This is a genomic window from Lacticaseibacillus boliensis, assembly GCF_054784775.1.
In genome coordinates, this window is the sequence record NZ_BAAIHN010000007.1 from 27,050 (window position 1) to 45,371 (window position 18,322).

General features: G+C 52.1%; 21 protein-coding genes. 20 read left to right on the forward strand and 1 reads right to left on the reverse strand.

Annotated elements, in window-relative coordinates; all coding sequences use genetic code 11:
• The first annotated feature begins 4 nt into the window (after positions 1-4).
• From ACYVRB_RS04670 to nagE, 14 genes are all read left to right on the forward strand, one after another.
• Positions 5-406, forward strand: a complete 402-nt coding sequence (locus ACYVRB_RS04670; RefSeq protein ID WP_461213875.1) for a DUF1617 family protein — start codon at positions 5-7, stop codon at positions 404-406.
• Between the two features lie 2 nt (positions 407-408).
• The gene (locus ACYVRB_RS04675; protein ID WP_461213876.1) at positions 409-699 is read left to right on the forward strand and encodes a hypothetical protein; all 291 of its coding nucleotides are present in this window, start codon (positions 409-411) and stop codon (positions 697-699) included.
• Between the two features lie 36 nt (positions 700-735).
• The gene (locus tag ACYVRB_RS04680) at positions 736-1,140 is read left to right on the forward strand and encodes a hypothetical protein (RefSeq protein WP_461213877.1); all 405 of its coding nucleotides are present in this window, start codon (positions 736-738) and stop codon (positions 1,138-1,140) included.
• Between the two features lie 131 nt (positions 1,141-1,271).
• Positions 1,272-1,709, forward strand: a complete 438-nt coding sequence (locus ACYVRB_RS04685) for a hypothetical protein (RefSeq protein WP_461213878.1) — start codon at positions 1,272-1,274, stop codon at positions 1,707-1,709.
• Positions 1,706-2,638, forward strand: coding sequence for a GH25 family lysozyme (locus ACYVRB_RS04690; protein ID WP_461213879.1), 933 nt, complete (start codon positions 1,706-1,708; stop codon positions 2,636-2,638). The genes ACYVRB_RS04685 and ACYVRB_RS04690 overlap by 4 nt, the downstream gene beginning before the upstream one ends.
• Before the next feature lie 164 nt (positions 2,639-2,802).
• Positions 2,803-3,456 carry a hypothetical protein gene (locus ACYVRB_RS04695; protein WP_461213880.1) on the forward strand — a complete coding sequence of 218 codons (654 nt, stop codon included), beginning with the start codon at positions 2,803-2,805 and terminating at the stop codon, positions 3,454-3,456.
• A complete protein-coding gene (locus ACYVRB_RS04700; protein WP_461213881.1) occupies positions 3,437-4,561 on the forward strand; it encodes a helix-turn-helix domain-containing protein in 1,125 nt (374 codons plus the stop codon). The genes ACYVRB_RS04695 and ACYVRB_RS04700 overlap by 20 nt, the downstream gene beginning before the upstream one ends.
• A 351-nt stretch (positions 4,562-4,912) precedes the next feature.
• A complete protein-coding gene (locus ACYVRB_RS04705) occupies positions 4,913-5,797 on the forward strand; it encodes a LysR family transcriptional regulator (RefSeq protein ID WP_461213882.1) in 885 nt (294 codons plus the stop codon).
• Between the two features lie 94 nt (positions 5,798-5,891).
• Entirely contained in the window at positions 5,892-7,367 is a 1,476-nt protein-coding gene (locus tag ACYVRB_RS04710) for a UbiD family decarboxylase (RefSeq protein WP_461213883.1), read from the forward strand.
• Positions 7,368-7,390: 23 nt separating this feature from the next.
• The gene (locus ACYVRB_RS04715; protein WP_461213884.1) at positions 7,391-7,984 is read left to right on the forward strand and encodes a UbiX family flavin prenyltransferase; all 594 of its coding nucleotides are present in this window, start codon (positions 7,391-7,393) and stop codon (positions 7,982-7,984) included.
• Entirely contained in the window at positions 7,981-8,376 is a 396-nt protein-coding gene (gene lpdD, locus ACYVRB_RS04720) for a prenylated flavin chaperone LpdD (RefSeq protein ID WP_461213885.1), read from the forward strand. Before ACYVRB_RS04715 ends, lpdD begins: the two co-directional genes overlap by 4 nt.
• 97 nt (positions 8,377-8,473) lie before the next feature.
• Positions 8,474-9,412: a serine hydrolase gene (locus ACYVRB_RS04725; protein ID WP_461213886.1), complete on the forward strand. Its 939-nt coding sequence runs from the start codon at positions 8,474-8,476 to the stop codon at positions 9,410-9,412.
• A gap of 130 nt (positions 9,413-9,542) precedes the next feature.
• A complete protein-coding gene (gene efp, locus ACYVRB_RS04730; protein WP_461213887.1) occupies positions 9,543-10,097 on the forward strand; it encodes an elongation factor P in 555 nt (184 codons plus the stop codon).
• A gap of 270 nt (positions 10,098-10,367) precedes the next feature.
• Complete coding sequence (gene nagE / locus ACYVRB_RS04735; protein WP_461213888.1) at positions 10,368-12,398, forward strand: N-acetylglucosamine-specific PTS transporter subunit IIBC; 2,031 nt, start codon at positions 10,368-10,370, stop codon at positions 12,396-12,398.
• Between the two features lie 70 nt (positions 12,399-12,468).
• Here the strand turns inward: nagE and ACYVRB_RS04740 are convergent, their stop codons facing one another.
• Positions 12,469-13,215 (reverse strand): sulfite exporter TauE/SafE family protein, encoded by a 747-nt coding sequence (locus tag ACYVRB_RS04740; RefSeq protein ID WP_461213889.1) that lies wholly within the window; start codon positions 13,213-13,215, stop codon positions 12,469-12,471.
• 53 nt (positions 13,216-13,268) lie between these two features.
• Between ACYVRB_RS04740 and ACYVRB_RS04745 the strand changes: the two genes are divergently transcribed.
• The 6 genes from ACYVRB_RS04745 to ACYVRB_RS04770 all read left to right on the forward strand — a co-directional run bounded on the left by ACYVRB_RS04745 (position 13,269) and on the right by ACYVRB_RS04770 (position 18,218).
• Positions 13,269-13,895: a histidine phosphatase family protein gene (locus tag ACYVRB_RS04745; protein ID WP_461213890.1), complete on the forward strand. Its 627-nt coding sequence runs from the start codon at positions 13,269-13,271 to the stop codon at positions 13,893-13,895.
• Positions 13,896-14,040: 145 nt separating this feature from the next.
• Entirely contained in the window at positions 14,041-14,208 is a 168-nt protein-coding gene (locus ACYVRB_RS04750; RefSeq protein ID WP_461213891.1) for a hypothetical protein, read from the forward strand.
• Entirely contained in the window at positions 14,205-15,155 is a 951-nt protein-coding gene (locus ACYVRB_RS04755) for an ABC transporter substrate-binding protein (RefSeq protein ID WP_461213892.1), read from the forward strand. Before ACYVRB_RS04750 ends, ACYVRB_RS04755 begins: the two co-directional genes overlap by 4 nt.
• 325 nt (positions 15,156-15,480) lie before the next feature.
• A complete protein-coding gene (locus ACYVRB_RS04760; protein WP_461213893.1) occupies positions 15,481-16,446 on the forward strand; it encodes an ABC transporter substrate-binding protein in 966 nt (321 codons plus the stop codon).
• Between the two features lie 65 nt (positions 16,447-16,511).
• Positions 16,512-17,411, forward strand: coding sequence for an ABC transporter permease (locus ACYVRB_RS04765; protein ID WP_461213894.1), 900 nt, complete (start codon positions 16,512-16,514; stop codon positions 17,409-17,411).
• 3 nt (positions 17,412-17,414) lie between these two features.
• On the forward strand, positions 17,415-18,218 hold the full coding sequence (locus ACYVRB_RS04770) for an ABC transporter ATP-binding protein (protein ID WP_461213895.1): 804 nt from the start codon (positions 17,415-17,417) through the stop codon (positions 18,216-18,218).
• Positions 18,219-18,322: the final 104 nt, after the last annotated feature.

The window sequence follows — 18,322 nt, forward strand, 5'->3', positions numbered from 1 at the left end:
AATCATGAAAATCACTTTAAAGAACTCAGTTATTAGTAAGGCATCTAACTTTATCGAGAAAGTATCAGCAAAGGGTCGCGATACAATTGCCCTGGCGAAGTTCAAAAAGCTGTTGACCAAGAAACTGCAAGAGGCCGCTGAAGAGGAGCAAACATTACTCAAAGAGCACACCTTATCTGGTGACAAACTCGATGACACTTATCAAGCCGAACACAACACTTGGCTCGACCAAGATGCCGAAATCGAGGGTGGCACCTACGTGAACCATATTGATGACGTTGATCGTATCGTTGACGGATGGGTTGAGAAGCATGAGATTTCTGGTCAGGATCTCGACGGGTATCTCGCATTACACGAAGCATTTGAAGACGCTAAAGCACCGGCTGACGAAGCCAAGGAGGACTAATCATGTCATTAGAAACTAACAAGAGCATCAGCTTAACTGGTAAGAGCATGATCAATGGGACCCAAGTTGCATTCTTGAACGCAACGATTGATCAACAAGGCAACGGCTCGGATAATGTTACCCAATCAATTCAGAACCAAGCGTTGTATGACGCTAACAAGAAGGAAGTACGTGCTGATATCGCGTCTTTCCAAGATCTTGTCTATGACACTCAAGATCAGTTAGACGAAGAATCCACACCGACTGATGCAGGTGGCGACACAACTGATCCAAGTACAGATACCACTAAATAGAGTTGAAACGTTCACTTGGAAAAGAGGTGAGGAACTGTGTTAGCAAAATTGCAAACGGCTTGGGCAGGTCTTAAAGATAATCCGTACCATGTGATCATTGCGCTTTCGCTGATTGGCGTTGGCATCAATATGATCTGTGAGCCGCAGCCTTTCGTTTGGCCGCCGTATGTCCGTGACATCGCCAATGACCATGGCTTCGACATCGCATTTGTTTTGATTGGAATTGTGATGTTGCTCTGGTGCATGAGCAAGAGCCATCACCAGGAATGGGACGCTGCTACCCTAGGGTTAGCGGCTTTTTTGATGGCAACGTTGACTGTGTATCAGCTACTTCATGCTGCACATACAGGCGGGTTTATGCCGTGGGTGCAAGACGCTGCGCTCTTGGCACTGATCGTTGTCCTCGCAGCGAGGAGTGATGCTGATGATGAGCTGGACTAACTGGCATCAATTTCTCGGAGATCTCACGAATCTGGTCAAAGCACTGGCTCCAATTGCAGTCGCTTATCTGACGTATCACTATCGTAAGCAACCAAGTCGTAAACAGAATTCACAAGAAAAGAGGAAACAACGTGGAAGCAATTCAAAATCTTAATTTGGTCACCGCAGCTCAGTTTGTGCTGATTGCGGTGATTTGTTCCGGCGCAACGCAAGCAATCAAGCAAACGAAGTTGCCGAACGGCATCATGCCTTTTGTGGCAGGCGCGTGTGGGGCTTTAATTGGATTCGGTGCAATAGTAGCCACTGGTGGGGGCAATCTTGCCGCTGGTGCAATGGTTGGCTTGGCTGCTGGACTTACGGCATCTGGCGTATACTCTGGGGTCAAAGGCACTGCTTCGGCAGTCAGTGATGCTCAAGTAGCCAAAGCAACTGCGAAGCAAGAAGCGGCTGATAAGTTAGAAGCCGAAACTCAGCAACGAATCGATAACGCGGTTCAGGCAGCACTGGCCAAACAAAAAGCCGAGTCAGTTGTTAGTGAATCGAACTCAACGACGGAGGCAGAAAAATGACGCTAAAAGGTGTGGACGTGGCAAGTTACCAGACTCCTGCACAAGCGGGTCAGGCTGATATTGATTTCGTAATCGTTAAAGCGACGGAGGGACTATCATACGTCAATCCGAAGTGTAATGCCGAGTATGCTGCCGCTAAGAAGGCGGGGCATTTGCTGGGCTTGTATCACTATGCGAGTGGTGGTGATCCAGTCGCCGAGGCAAATTACTTAATCGCAAACATCAAGAACTATGTTGGTGAAGCAGTTCTAGCATTGGACTGGGAACAAGGTAGCAACGTTGCTTGGGGAAATACAGGCTGGGCATTGAAGTTCGTTCAGCGCGTTCATACGCTCACGGGTGTCTGGCCGCTGATCTACGTGCAGGCGTCTGCGGTGGCGCAAGTGGCGTCATGTGCGCCATACTGCGGGCTTTGGATTGCGGGCTATCCAGTTAATGCCGATAGCTGGACTGTACCGAGCTTTCCATATTCGACAGGAGCGTGGAAGTCGGCAACTATCTGGCAGTTCACCAGCGCTGGCATCGACCGCAACATCTTTTATGGTAATAAAGCCGCATGGGGGAAGTACGCCAAGACGACAATCTCTAGTGGGACTGTCAATGCCTTGAAGGTGACTGTGACGAACGTCGCCAAGCCTAAGCCAGTCGCAAAGGCCAAGACGTGGAAGGATGCGCGGGGTGTCAAGTGGACGGCTGAGTCAGGCAAGGCGACGCTCAAGTCTGCCATCAACCTACGCTGGGGCGCGACCACGGAGAGTAGCAAGATCGCCACACTGCCAGCGGGGTCAGTTGTGACCTATGACGCTAAGTGTGTATCGGGTGGCTATATCTGGATTCGGCAGCCGCGGTCCGGCAGCTACGGGTATCTAGCTGTCGGTCGCGCGGATAGTGCCGGGCGTAATGTGGATCCTTACGCAACGTTTAAGTAGCTCATTATTGCCTCACTCGTTAATTCGGGTGAGGCTTATTTTTTGCTCACAATGTGCAACCTAATCTGAGTATTTAGACTTTTTAAAATACCAAAGTTGACAAAACGTGTTAAAAAAGGCAATATATATACATAGGTCGGTATATGTAAAAGGAGGAGCTTCATATGAGCCCGTTAGAATATCAAATGAAAAATCAAATGGATCCGCGTCTTCCAGGACTTATCAGTAATTCGGTCAAGCGCGGGTATGCGTTGTTCGATGAGCTTACAACCAGAGAGCAAATCCTTAAATTATTTCAGGCTAAAAACGCGTATGGAATGTTGCGTCATGTATATGTGGATATTGCGTTTCAGTCAGAGGCTGAGCGTTCAGGATTACCACTGACGTTTGAACAACATCAGGTTTCAAAAAATGGGTATACATATCCTGTTATCTATGACGGGCACTCCGCATTCACTCTTCATAAAACGCGTTCTAAAAAGTCCCTACCTAAGAGCGCTTGGAATCGGAACTCTCGTAGCTTCCTTAATCGAGAAATTGATCTCTTCAATCCAGCCGGTGACGAAACTCAAGAATTAGCGGAAATGCCATATATCATGGTGACATATGGCGGTCCCAATTATAAACTAAGATATGTGAATTTAAGTTTGCCAAATGTTGGAGTTACTGCTTGGTTAGATCAGTGTGATATTACTGATGCGGTTTCTGTTACTTCGACTCCAAGTCGAGATGAGAAACGAAAACTTAATCTAGCATTTAACGACCGAGTTCAACAATTACTAGAGAGGGAGAAAACGAATGACGGAGGCCAAGTTTAATCCCGTTCAATTACGGAAAGCTCGCATGATGCGAGGAATAAGTATGGCTCAGCTGGCTGAACAGGCTGAACTTTCGAGACAATCTATAAGCAAGTATGAACAAGGTACATCGGAACCACGTGGTGATTCAATTTTGAAAATGGCTCATGCTCTTAATTTCCCAACAGGTTGGTTCTCGAGGGATGAAGCAACGGCCCCGATGGGCGCCGTTTTTTTTAGGAGCCAAGCCGCTAGCACCAATAAATTGCGAGAAATGCAGACAATGAGATTGCAATTAGTCGCAGAAGCCGAGCGATATCTCTCAGAATATATTGATTTTCCTGAAGTAAACATTCCAACACCATTAGATGTTCCGGTTGAAGAAATAACCGATGACATGATTCGTGAAATGTCGGAGTCCGTTCGTGATCTATGGCAGCTTGGTACAGGACCGATTGGAAATCTAACTAATGTTTTGGAAGCCAACGGCATTATTGTTTCCGAGACAACCATGCATAGTGAGAAGCTAGACGCAGTTTCTAGCTGGATTAGTGGACGGCCAGTTATTGCGCTTACTGATAATGACGAGTCGGCCGCGAGAAGACGATTTAATATGGCACATGAGCTTGGCCATATACTTCTGCATGAATCAGTTGAAGACATCTTTGAGCTTGATAATGCAAAGTACAAGAAGCTTCTTGAAAGGCAAGCCCATTATTTTGCGTCTAGTCTTCTTTTACCAGATGATAGCTTTATGGATTATTTGATTTCTACCGATATGTCGTTTTTTATTGAGGCCAAGCAATATTGGAAAGTTTCTATTTCGGCATTAATTTATAAGGCTAGTCAGTTGCACTTAATGACCGAAAATCAGTACCTCTATCTACAAAAAAAAATCTCATCAAATCATTGGCGTAAGCATGAGCCTGATGACGATGTAATACCAAAAGAACGTCCAGAATTATTTAAAGAAGCTACTGAAATGCTCATTGAAGCAAAAGTCACTGATTCGGCAAAGATTTCTTCCGATTTAGGATTTCCAAAGGAAGAATTCGAAACTATTTTTCGGCATTCGCTCATCGACAAGCAGCTAAGCAAGGCGCCAAAGCTTCGGATTGTTAGGTAGACCATGAGATTTAGTTTTTGGTTGCTCATCAACCTGCATATTAACAAAATGCCCCTCATCCAGTGGATGGGAGGCTTATTTTTATGCAGTAATCTTGTATAATTGCGTGTGCGAGACTTGTCAGAATTTGTCAGAAAAGTGCCAGATTTGAGTGACACGATGTAACTCGATGCGTCTTCCTTATAGAGGAAAAGTGTTGATTTATCGGTGAAGAAGCACGATATGGCCTGATGTGACTTTGAAATCGCAAGCAAGGCATGTTTAAAGGCGTGATGGATTAACAACCTTGCAGGGCGAATCGCTGCAAGGTTTTTTTGTGGCCGGATACCCACACGAGATGACGGAGGAATCATGGATACACATAAACTGGCCAGTTTTGTCGATCTGGCGCAGACGTTGAGTTACACCGAGACTGCCGCGCGGCGGTTCACCACCCAGGCGACGATTTCCAAGCAGATCAAGTCGTTGGAACAAAGCCTCGACGTCCAATTGATCGATCGTTCCCACCGGACGATCAAGTTGACCACAGAAGGGCAATTAGTGTTGCCTTATGCGCAACAAATCGTAGAGACGGCGCACCACATGCAAACGCGGTTGCAGGCGCAACGCGCGCAAGCAAAAAAGCGTCTCGTGATCCGGACGATCCCGTCGGTCGCCCAGTATCGGGCGTTCAACGCGATCGCGGCCTTCAGCAAACAGCATCCGGAGATCGAATTGAACTTTGCCGAGGCCGAAACGACGACATTGGTGGCGGACCTTGATGCCGGCAAAACGGATATCATTTTTACGCGTCTGTTTGATCAGCCTCCGGCAAAGTATCAGGTGCTCGATGAAGAAAAAGATCATTTTGTCGCGTTGTTTCCGGCTGATCATCCTAAAGCGCAAGCATCTTCCGTGTCGATCCAAGATCTCGCCAATGAATCGTTGCTATTGCTGAGTCCGGAAACAGGCTTATCCAAGCCCGTCCTGGATTTGATGCAAGCCGCCGCGATCACGCCAACGATCGGGTATACCGGCCAGCGGATCGATTTGGTCGCGGGCATGGTTAACCGAGGCATGGGGGTGGCAATCATGATGGGCAAGTCGGTGCCGCTAAACGCGTATGCCAATATCCGGGCGGTACCCATCACGCCGCAGATCACCAGCCGGCTGGCATTCATGTGCTTGAAAACGACGCCTGCACCAGCCGTTGCTACTTTTTGGCAATTTATCAAGACGCATGCGACTCCTGACTAATTCCAATTTGGAATATGTTGCGCGTGATTCCGAATTGTTCTGCGCGCTGTTGCAGAAGATAATGAAGACATCAACAAGTCACGGAGGCAAATAAATGACGACACAACCATACGATCTGCGCAAAGTCTTAGCTGAAATCAAAAACATGCCTGGACAGTATCATGAAACCGATAAAGAAATCGACCCGAACGCCGACTTGGCAGGGGTTTACCGCTACATTGGCGCCGGCGGGACGGTCATGCGCCCGACCCAAGAAGGCCCGACGATGATGTTCAACAACGTCAAAGGCTTTCCTAACTCGCGGGTCTTGATCGGCTTGCAGGCGTCTCGCCAGCGGGTCGCCACGATCTTGCACAAAGATTATAAGCATCTCGGCCAGGCGCTGAACGAAGCGGTCACGCATCCGGTGGCACCGGTGGAAGTGCAACGCGCCGATGCGCCTGCGCAAGAAGTCGTGCATTTGGCTACCGACAAGGACTTTGATATTCGCAAATTGTTGGCGGCGCCGACCAACACGCCGGACGACGCCGGCCCGTACATCACGATGGGGGTGGTTTATGGCCATTCTGTTGACGGCCAAGAATCTGACGTCACCATCCACCGCATGGTTCTGGAAGACAAAGACACCATCGGGATGTATATCATGCCAGGCGGGCGGCATATTGGGGCGTTTTTGAAGCAATATGAAGCCAATAACGAACCGATGCCGATCACGATCAACATCGGGCTCGACCCGGCAATCACCATCGGGGCGACTTTCGAGCCGCCGACAACGCCGCTTGGCTACAACGAATTGCAGGTGGCGGGGGCATTGCGCGACGAACCGGTGCAGATCGTCCAAGGCGTCGCGGTCGACGCTAAGGCCATCGCGCGTTCTGAATGGGTGATCGAAGCCGAGATCCAACCCAACGTCAAGATGCAAGAAGACATCAACACCAACTCTGGGTTTGCCATGCCGGAATTTCCTGGTTACAACGGCACAGCTAACCCAGCGGTCAACGTCGTCAAGATCAAGGCCGTCACCCATCGGCAAGACAAGCCGATCGTGCAAACCACCATCGGCCCGTCAGAAGAACATGTGTCCATGGCCGGGATCCCAACAGAGGCGTCGATCTTGAATCTGGTCGACCGTGCGATCCCCGGCAAGGTCACCAATGTTTACAACGCCCCGGCCGGTGGCGGGAAGTTGATGACGATCATGCAGATCCACAAGGATGACATTAATGACGAAGGCATCCAGCGGCAAGCGGCCCTGTTAGCATTTTCCGCGTTCAAAGAGCTCAAAACGGTGATCTTGGTGGATGAAGACGTCGATATCTTCGACTGGAACGATGTCATGTGGACGATCAACACGCGCTTCCAAGCAGACAAAGACATCATGGTCTTAGAAGGCCTGCGCAACCATCCGTTGGATCCTTCCGAGTTGCCAGAATACGATCCGGCACGTATCCGTCAGCGGGGGATGTCGTCGAAGCTGGTTTTAGACGGCACCGTGCCATACGACATGTTGGCCCAGTTCAAGCGGGCACCGTTCAAGGAAATGCCAAACTGGCAAGATTATTTGAAGTAGGACAGCAGAAAGGAAGTCAGTGCATGAAGCGAATCGTTGTGGCAATTACAGGTGCTAGCGGCACGATCTACGGGTTGCGGCTTTTAGAGGCGTTGCACGCGGATCCTGAAATCGAGGTCCATCTGGTGATGAGTCCCTGGGCAAAAGAAAACCTTGCCGTTGAGGCCACCGGCTACAACGAAGCGCAAGTGAATGCACTAGCGGATGTGGTTTATGATGTGCGCAACATGGGCGCGGCGATCGCCAGCGGGAGTTTCAGACACGACGGCATGGTCATCGTCCCGGCGAGCATGAAAACTTTGGCGGCGATCGCGACAGGGCTCGGGGATTCTTTGATCGGCCGAGCCGCAGACGTCACGCTCAAGGAACGGCGGCCGTTGCTCGTTGTGCCGCGCGAATCTCCGTTCAACCAGATCCATCTCGAGAACATGTTGAAACTGGCACGCATGGGCGTTGAGATCATCCCGCCGATCCCGGCGTTTTATAATCAGCCCAAGACGATCGATGACTTGATCAATCACACCACGATGAAGCTGTTGGATCATTTGCACATCGATAACGAGCTGTCGACGCGCTGGCTGGGCTTGGCCGAGGCCAAGCAGGCGGCCCGCCAATGAACGACAAGGTGTTTACCGCAACGCAGGCCGGTTACTCGATCCAGGTGCGGTTGACTCGTCAAAGCCGAGACGTGTTGTTGACGCTGACAGGTGGCGACGTCCCGCATTATGGGGTGGTGACGACTGTCGGCCAAGACGGGATCCATACGCACGCGCTACCAAGTCGCCCGGGCCATGTGCATCAAGAAGGGGTCTTGACCGAGCGCTTGGCCAAGCGGATCCAGTCTGTGTTGCCAGGCAACGCCATCATCACCGGCGGGATGCATGTCAACGCGATCACGCCGAAACAAATGGCGGCGGCATCGCAGATGACAGATGCCTTGGGACGCCAGGTGCACGACTGGTTGGTGGCCCATCCGGTACCGCCGATCCACGAAATTTTTGCAAAATAATTAAAGACCAGCAGGGGAAGTGCGCGATTGTGCTTGTTCTGTTGGCCTTTTAACGTTAAAATTTTAGATGTATGCACACGGATTCGGGAGGGCACTCATGGCAGTACTGCGCGAATTATGGGAATTTATCCGGACTCACCGGCTAAAAAAGCGTTACCGCCGCGGTTTGCTTGCCGTCGTCGCGGTGATCATCGTGTTGATCGTTGGCGGGGTGTATGTGCACGCGCATGTGCTACAGCGCGCCCAACCGGCGGCAAAACGCGATCGCGGACCCAAGCAGCCGAGTGCTGCCGAGCTGGCTAAGCGCAAGCAGTCGCTGACGACTTACTTCTCGCAGCTGGCCGCCACAGGCAAGGTACAACTCAGCTATTACAGCCTCGCGCCAAAACCGGGTTCGGCGGCGGCCAAACATCCCCAAGGATTCGATCATCGCGGGGCTTGGTCAGTGAGTGCTGATGCTGAAAAGGCGGTGTTATCGGCGTCGACGTACAAACTGTTTATTACCGCCTATGTTTTCCACCGTCTCGAAAAAGACAAGCTTCCTTGGACCCTCACGGATAAGGCTAATTTTGATGCGATGATCATCAATTCCGACAATGGTTATGCGCAAACGATCCTGACGCGTTATGGCAAAGACAAGGTGGACGCCTATCTCAAAACGCTCGGCATCGCCCCTGTTTTTGCCGGCAAGTCGGCCGAGACCACAGTCGCAAATCTGGTCAAGCTCCTCAAGTTGCTAGATGCCGGCAAGGGGCCGTATGCCGACGCCAAGTTACGCGCACGCTTGCTTAACGACATGGGCAAGCAGGTTTATCGCAACGGCATCCCAGCCGGGGTGGCGAGCGTGGATAAACACGCCACCGTGCAAGATAAAGTCGGTTTCTTAACCCAAACGAATAACGACGCCGGGATCGTCACCACCAAAGATGGGCATCGCTACATATTGGTGATCATGACGACCGGCCATGAACAGTTAGATTTTTCGCAAATCAAGACGATCGCGGCACGGACGCAACAGATCGTATACAGTGATTGATCACTGTGGGAGGTATCATGTTCATCTTTTTTATTGATCTTGGCCATGCCTTGATCATGCCTTTGCCCCCACCAGTCAATGGTGTTGGTAGTCGCAATCAACCGCGCATAAGCGCATAAGGAGAATACACATGGAAGCAATTAATTTACGTGCAGGAATGACGTTTGAAAAAGACGGCAAGTTGATCAAAGTATTGGAATCTAACCACCACAAGCCAGGCAAAGGCAACACCTTGATGCAGTTGAAGCTGTATGATGTCCGCGCAGGCTCAACGGTGCAAACCACCATGCGCCCAAGCGAAAAGCTGACGCCCGCGATCTTAGAGAAGAAGAATGCCCAATATCTGTATGAACAAGATGGCATGAGCTACTTTATGGATACGGATACCTATGAACAATACGAACTGCCAGACGAATCCATTGAACACGAACGCCTGTACTTGCTGGAAAACGCCATGGTTGAAATTGAATTCTATGGTACTGAAGTGATCGGGATCACCTTGCCTTCGACGGTTAACTTGAAGGTCACCGAAACTCAGCCTAACATCAAAGGCGGTTCTGTGACTTCCGGTGGCAAGCCCGCAACGATGGAAACCGGCTTGGTCATCAACGTGCCGGAATTCATTCAGGCTGGCGAAGTTGTTCAGATCAACACCGCCACTGGGACCTACCAAAAGCGGGCTTAATTTAAACTTTTTTGCGCCAGTGACCTATACCAATGTGTATCGGCCGCTGGCGTTTTTGTGTGCAAAAGGCCACCGGCGCGTCCATCAAGGCGGCTGCCCGCTACGCTTAGATGACAGCATACCTCACAATTGGTATGGCCCAATTAAAACTGACGGTTGTTACTTAATTTAACACGATCCTTTGACCGCCGGTACTTCCGGGCGTAACCTAGACATTGTTATCATATATTTACGAAATTGGTTCAGGTTTCGTTGAAAGAGGCGGTCATTATGAAAAGTTACATGCAACGGATGGGACGGTCGATCCAGCTGCCAATCTCAGTATTACCCGCAGCAGCACTATTAGTCGGGGTCGGTCATTGGCTACCTGAAAAATGGACAGTCGCACAGTTTCTCATGGCTGGTGGGAATGCCGTTCTCGGCATCTTAGCGTTATTGTTTGCGCTAGGGCTGGCGACTGGCATGGCGAAAAAACAAGATGGCGCGGCGGCGATCGCGGGTCTAGTCGCTTATTCGGTGCCGGTGGCGGTGTTGTCACCGGCTAGCGTGGCGACGCTCAAAGGTATCAAAACAGCAGCCGTGGATCCGGCATTTGGGGCGTTGTCCGGCAACGTCTTTATCGGGATCTTGGGTGGTTTGATTGCCGCGGCGTTATACAACCGCTTTGCCAACACCAAATTACCGATGGCATTATCATTCTTTTCCGGCAAGCGGTCGGTGCCGATCTTGACCGCAGCGGTGATGTTGGTGATCAGCGTGGTGCTGTTCTTCATCTGGCCGCCGGTCTATGGGGCGTTGGTCGCGTTCGGGAAGCTCATGGTCGGGCTTAGCCCGATCGGCGCAGGCCTATACGGTTTCTTCAACCGCCTGTTGATCCCGACGGGGTTGCATCAGGCGTTGAATGCGGTGTTTGATTTTAACATCGCCGGGATCAACGACGTGGGACGCTTCTGGGCGAACGCCGGGGTCAAAGGCATCACCGGCCGGTACTTGGCAGGTTTTTTCCCGGTCATGATGTTTGGCTTACCGGCAGGGGCGCTGGCGATTTATCGCAACGCCAAGCCTGAGAAAAAGGCGCAAACCGGCTCGTTGATGTTAGCCGGCGCGGTGGCCTCATTTTTCACCGGGGTCACGGAACCGTTGGAATTCTCGTTCATGTTTGTCGCTTGGCCGTTATACGTCATTCATGCGGTGCTGATGGGCTTGAGCATGGCCTTTGCCGCGTTGATGCATTGGACCGCAGGCTTCACCTTTTCCGCCGGGCTCGTCGATTTCATTCTCAGCGCCCGGATGCCCATCGCCAACATGCCGTACATGTTGCTGGTTGAAGGCGTGGCGATGGCGTTCATCTATTATTTCACCTTCGATTTTGCGATCAAGAAGTTTGACCTCAAGACACCAGGTCGCGAAGACGATGCAACAGCCGCCGCTGAAATCAGCGAAGTTGCCGGAGACGACAAGTATGCGGTGAAAGCCAAGCGAATTTATGTTGCGTTGGGTGGTTATGAGAACCTGTTGGTCGTAGATAACTGCACGACGCGCCTACGCTTACAGCTGGCAGACACCGCGGCGATCGACACGTCGGCGATCCGTGCCGCCGGAGCGGTGGCGGTCAATGTGCTAGATAAAAAGAACTTGCAGATCGTGATCGGGACCGATGTGCAGTTTGTCGCAGACCCGTTGCACAAGCTGGTCGCCGAAAAGGTGCCGGTAAGCACTTTGGAAGCCGCTCAGGACCCAGTTGCCGCCGAAAAACCAGAAACAGCATCGGTTGCCGGCAAGACGATCACAGAAACGCTTTACAGTCCAGCCGATGGGGAGCTCATCGAGTTAGGGTCAGTCGCTGATGACACCTTTGCGCAGAAGATGCTTGGCGATGGTTTCGCCGTTGAGCCTCAAGACGGTAACATTTATGCACCGGCCAGTGGCACGATCAGCGCCGTTTTCCCAACCAAACACGCGGTGGGAATCACCACGCCGGCGGGGTTGGAGCTCTTGATCCATATCGGGATCGATACCGTGGCGTTGAAAGGTGCGCCGTTCACGACGCATGTGGCCGTGGGCGATACCGTCACCCATGGGACCTTGCTGGTGACGGCCGACCTGGATGCCATCAAACAAGCAGGCAAAGCCACAACGACGATGGTGATTGTGACCAACATGGATAAGGTCCAAAAGATGCATGACCGGCTTGATCCACAAACGATTACCGCGGATGCTACCGTGATGGCAACAGACGTGATCGTACCAGAAACAGACGATACTGAAGCAATCGTGCCGGATGCTGGGTTGGCCAACTAGGAGTGCACCCAAATAAGCACCGCGATCTCATCGCCTTTTGGACGGTGGTCGCGATGCTTATTTGGGTTAGTCAGGAAAATTCGAGGTAGATCGCGAGCAAAAACGCCGCGATGGCAATGGCAAACCGGAGTCCGCGAACTGGCAGGTGTAAGACGATCTTGGGGCCTAACCAGCCGCCGACCAAAAAACCGACGCCCATGATGATTGCGGCGTGCCAGTCGATCGTGGTGGTGAACGCATAGATCAGCATGGCCAAGGCGTTGCCGGTGAAGCTGACAAAGTTTTTGATGGCGTTGGTCGTGGCAAACGGCAGCGATTCCGTGACGGTGAGCAGAGCCAGCGTAATGACGCCGGCTGACGCCCCAAAGTAGCCGATGTAGATGCCGACCAAAAACAAGGCGACGCTGCGCACAAGCGGATGAGCGTGGGTGGTTTGCGTCTGTTGGGGATGGTGCAGTAGCGAATACAGCATCAATCCGCCGGCCGCGGCGATCAAAAACGGCACGACCCGCTCGAAGCTGCTGGCCGGAGCGACCAGCAACAGCGCGCAGCCACAGGCGGAACCGATCAACGAAAAAATCGTGATCGTCGCGGTTTCGTGGCTGGCACCGCGCAATTCCTTGGCCGAGCTGACCGTCGACCCGATCCCGCTGAAGATTTGCGCGGTGGTGTTGGTGACATTGGCGACCACCGGTGGCAGACCGATACTCAATAACACGGGATAGGAGACTAATGATGCCATGCCGGCGATGGTGCTGAGTAAGCCGCCGATGATCCCGGTACCGATAAGATAACCATTAAGGATTAGTTGATGCATCATTCACCTCCGTAAAGCAATCTCTAGTATACTAGTATACGGAGGTGATGGTAATGACTGAGTTTTATTTTGTGCGGCACGGCGAGACCTTGGTGAATGCCCGCCATGCGTTTAATGGCGGGTTGGTGGATGAACCGCTGACCACACAAGGAGTGGCCGCAGCCGAAGCAGTAGGCCAAGCGCTGGCACCGGTGGCGTTTACCCAGATCATCAGCTCAAGCATGCCGCGTGCGTTGACCACTGCCCAGATCATCTTGGCGGCCAATCAGCACCGGCCACCACTGAGCCCGGCGGCTGGATTGGAAGAGATGCGGCTGGGGCAATGGGACGGGCACACGGTCGAAGAAGTCGCTCAGCCTGAAGCGCTCAAGGTCTATTTCAGCGATCCGGCGCGCTTTGACGCTGATTATGCGGCACGCTACGGCATCGAGCCTTATCACCACGCTTTGCATCGCAGTCGGGCGGTGATTGCGGCGGCTTATGCGGCTCATCCCAGCGGCAAGCTCTTGGTCGTGGGGCACGGCTTGGTCTTTCAACTCTTGTTGAACACGCTGTTGGGCGTGCCGTTTGCTCGCCTGCGCGAGCCGGCGATGCTTCACAATGCGACCATCAGCCAGCTCGATACCCGCGATGGGCAACATTTTGTGAAGCGGCAGTGGGACTATCGCCCAATAGATTAAAGAATTCTCATCGTATGCCTTGACGGCTCTCATAATCAGGCGTATGGTTATGTCATTATCCAAGACAGGAGTGTTGAACATGAAGCATCTAACGACACAACTGAATACATACTTTGGCGGCTATTACGGATAGCGGGCTTGGATCATGGATGCAAGCCTGCGTGCGCGCATCCATGAGGCCGTCAGTTTTGAGATGACAATGACGCCGCATGGAATCAACTCCATGTGGCTTTTTATTTTCCGGAAAATAATTGGCCGGCCACATGGACGCTTCCAGTGGCCGGTTTTTATGATGGAGGAAGAACAATCATGAAGAAGTTAATGTTAGGTTTAGCCACCGCCGCGGCGGTGTTGTTGTTGGCAGCCTGTGGCAAGAGCACGAAGAGTAGCGATCCCAGCACGATCAAGATTGGGATCTTGCAGCAACTCGACCAACAAGCGCTCGACGATACCAAAAAAGGCATCACCGAAGAGCTGAAGGCCAAAGGCTACGGCAAGGCGAAGGTCAAGGTGCTCAACGCGCAAGGCGATCAAAGCAATCTCAACCAGATGAGTCAGCAATTGACCAGCGCCAACAACACGGTCAATATCGCCATCGGCTCCGCTGCCAGCCAGGCGATGGAAAAAGCCGGCAACAAAACGCCGCTGATCTTCTCTGCGATCACCGATCCGGTGGCGGCGGGGTTGATCACGAAGGCCGCGATGAAGGCACCTGACAAAAACGCCACCGGGGTCACCGTTTTGACCAGCGTCAAAGCGCAGCTTGAATTGTTGCAACAAATGTTCCCGAAAGCCAAGAAGGTCGGCATGCTGTATGACGCCGGTGAACCCAACGCCTTGGCCGTGGTCAAGCGCGCACGCAAGGCGATGAAGCAGTTGGGGTTGACGCCAGTCGAGATGACGGTGGCGTCGTCTTCAGACGTTGAAGCGACGGCTCGGGCGCTGGCCAAAAAAGTTGATGCCTTCTACATTCCAAACGATCACATTGCCGCCGTGGGCATGGCGACGATCGGGAAAGTCTCGACCGAAACGCACGTGCCAGTGGTAAACTGTGATCCGACAATGATCCCGCTGGCCGGGGTGGCTACCAAAGGTGCCAGTTTCGAATCTGTGGGCAAGCAAACGGCTGATATGGCGATCAAGATCATCAAAGGCAAGAAGGTCAAAGATATCCCAGTTGAAGCACCAAAAGATGTGCGGCTGGTCAAAAACGAGAAGCGGATGAAGGCTTTTGGCATCACCGATGCGGATCTGAAATAACGGTTGAACGAAAAAATTGTATTGACATGAGGATTTGCTGAGTGTATCGTCGAACACATAGCAAGCAAAGGAGTGTTGACCATGTTACGACTAACACCAACACAACTGAATAACGCGTACTATTACGGCTATTACGGATAGCGGCTTGCATCTTTAGGATGCAAACCGCGTAGCAGGTTTGTATCCATGATAGGCGTAACCCTTAACATGTCTTTGACGCCACATGGAGAACAGCTTCCATGTGGCTTTTATTTTCCGGGAAAAATTGGCCGGTCACATGGAGCAATTCCAGGTGGCCGACCATTTTATTTTGGAGGAGAAACAAATGAAGATGAAGAAGTTGATGATCGGACTGACGACGCTTGCCGCCGTTTTGAGCCTCGCCGCGTGTGGGAAGAAAAGCAGTACCGCTAAAGGCACGGTGAAAGTCGGGATCTTGCAGTTGATCGACCAAAGCGCCTTAAACGACGCGCGTAAAGGCTTTACCGAAGAGCTGAAGGCCCAAGGCTACAAAGGCGACAAAATCAAGATCGATTACGTCAACGCCCAAGGCGACCAAGCCAACTTGAAATCGATGAGCCAACAACTCAAACAAGATAAGAACGACCTGAACCTCGCCATCGCCACGCCTGCCGCGCAAGCTTTGCAAAAAGAAGACAGCGACACGCCGATGCTATTCACCGCCGTCACGGATCCTAAGTCTGCCGGATTGGTTACAGACATCAAGGCGCCGGATAAAAACGCCACCGGTGTCACCGATGCCGTCGATGTCAAAGGCCAGATCGACTTCACCCACAAGCTTTTCCCGAAAGCCAAGAAGATCGGGTTGCTGTACAACGCCGCTGAACAAAACTCGGTGGTTCAGATCCGTCAGGCCAAACAAGAGATCAAAAAGCTACAGCTTACCGCGGTCGTGAAAACCGCTGCCACCACCAACGACGTGCAACAAGCCGCTGAGTCGCTGGCCGGCCAAGTCGATGCGATCTACATCCCAACGGATAACGTTGCCGCCGCGGCGATGCCAACGATCGGCAAGGTCTCTGAAAATAAAAAAGTGCCAGTGGTCAACGCCGACGCGACGATGATCAAGTCTGCCGGGGTTGCCACTCAAGGCATCAGCTACGAAGCTCTTGGCAAGCAAGCCGCGAAGATGGCGGTCAAGATCCTCAAAGGTAAAGACGTGAAGAAGCTGCCGATCGAATCTCCAGCCAAGACAGAACTGGTTTCTAACGCCAAGCGCATGAAGCTTTTCAATCTGACCCAAGCAGACCTGGACAAAGCAGCCAAATAGTTTTTCATCACAACCAAACCAGTATACGCGAGGTCATGCCTCGTCAGCAGTAGAAGGAGTTAGACATGAGTATTATCACTTCAAGTGTTTCTCAAGGATTATTATGGGCGATCATGGCGATCGGGGTCTATCTGACCTTCAGAATTTTAGACATCGCCGATATGACGGCTGAAGGGAGCTTTCCTTTAGGTGCTGCGATCACCGCGCACAGCCTCGTGCATGGTGCCAACCCGATCTTAGCCACGCTTTACGGCTTCATCGGTGGGGCCTTGGCAGGCTTGGTTTCAGGATTCTTACATACCAAGTTGAAAATTCCTGACCTGCTGACAGGGATCTTGACCATGACCGGGCTGTATTCTGTCAACCTGTTCATCATGGGTCAGGCCAACTTGTCGCTGCTCAGCAATGTGAAAACTGTGTTTACGCTGTTTTCGACCGGGAACTCGACGACGGATGCGATCCTTGTCGGCGCGATCGTTTTGGTGATCGTGATCGTCTTGTTGGTGTTTTACTTCAACACCCAGATGGGGCTGGCGGCGCGGGCCGTCGGCGATAACCAGGCGATGGCTGCTGCCAACGGGATCAACAACGATAGCATGAAGATCATCGTCTACATGGTCAGCAACGGCCTGATCGCGCTGTCTGGAAGCCTGATGGCGCAAACCAACGGCTACGCGGATATCTCGATGGGGATCGGGACCTTGGTCATTGCGCTGGCCGCAATCATCATCGCTGAGATCTTGTTACACAACTTGAGCTTCGGGCAACGGCTGTTGACGATCATCGTCGGGGCGATCATTTACCGGTTGATCATCGCCGGCGTGCTGGAGCTCGGGGTCGATCCTAACGCCTTGCGCCTCTTCTACGCCTTGATGCTGGTGGTATTCCTGTCACTGCCGCTGGTTCAGAAGTGGTTCAAACAATCCAAAGCCCGGCGCGAAAATCAGAAACGAATGGGGGACTAGCCGATGCCAGCATTAGAAGTCAAAGATTTACATCAATATTTTGCCCAAGGAACGGTCAACGAAAACCATGCGCTTAAAGGCATTAACCTGACGCTTGAAGAAGGCGATTTCGTTGCCATCATCGGTGGTAACGGCGCCGGCAAGTCGACGCTGTTAAACTCGGTGGCCGGGTCGCTGCCGGTCACGCACGGGCAAATCAAGATCGCCGGCAAAGACGTCACCTACCAGTCGGTTGCCAAGCGGGCCAAGCTGATCTCGCGCGTGTTTCAAGATCCGTTGTCAGGCACTGCCCCAATGCTGACAGTCGAAGAGAATTTGAGTCTGGCGATGCAGCGTGGCACCTGGCGTAATTTCTGGAGCGCCGGCGTGCGCAAGTCGGATCGCAAGTTGTTTCAAGAAAAGCTTGCCAGTTTGAACCTCGGCCTCGAAAGCCGTTTGAGCACCGCGATCGGGCTGTTGTCCGGCGGTCAGCGCCAGGCGATCACGCTGTTGATGGCGACCTTGAAGGCGCCGGAGCTGTTGTTGTTAGACGAGCACACCGCGGCGCTGGATCCGGCGACATCAGCGACGGTGATGGCCTTGACTGAGCAGCTGGTCGCGGCCCAAAAAATCACGACTTTGATGATTACCCATGACATGCAAGACGCCTTGCGGTACGGCAACCGCTTGATCATGCTCGATCACGGCAAGATCGCGGTAGATCTTCGCCAAGATCAAAAGCAAGGCCTCACGGTGCCGGACCTGTTGCGGATGTTTAAGGAACAGTCTGGTAACGAACTGAATGATGACGCGGTGTTATTAAATTAATGTGCAACGAAGCAGGGCCCCATGGGTGGCCTGCTTTTTTTGCGATAATTTTAGCACTCTCCTTGACAGAGTGCTAAAAGGATGCAATAATATATTATGTAAAC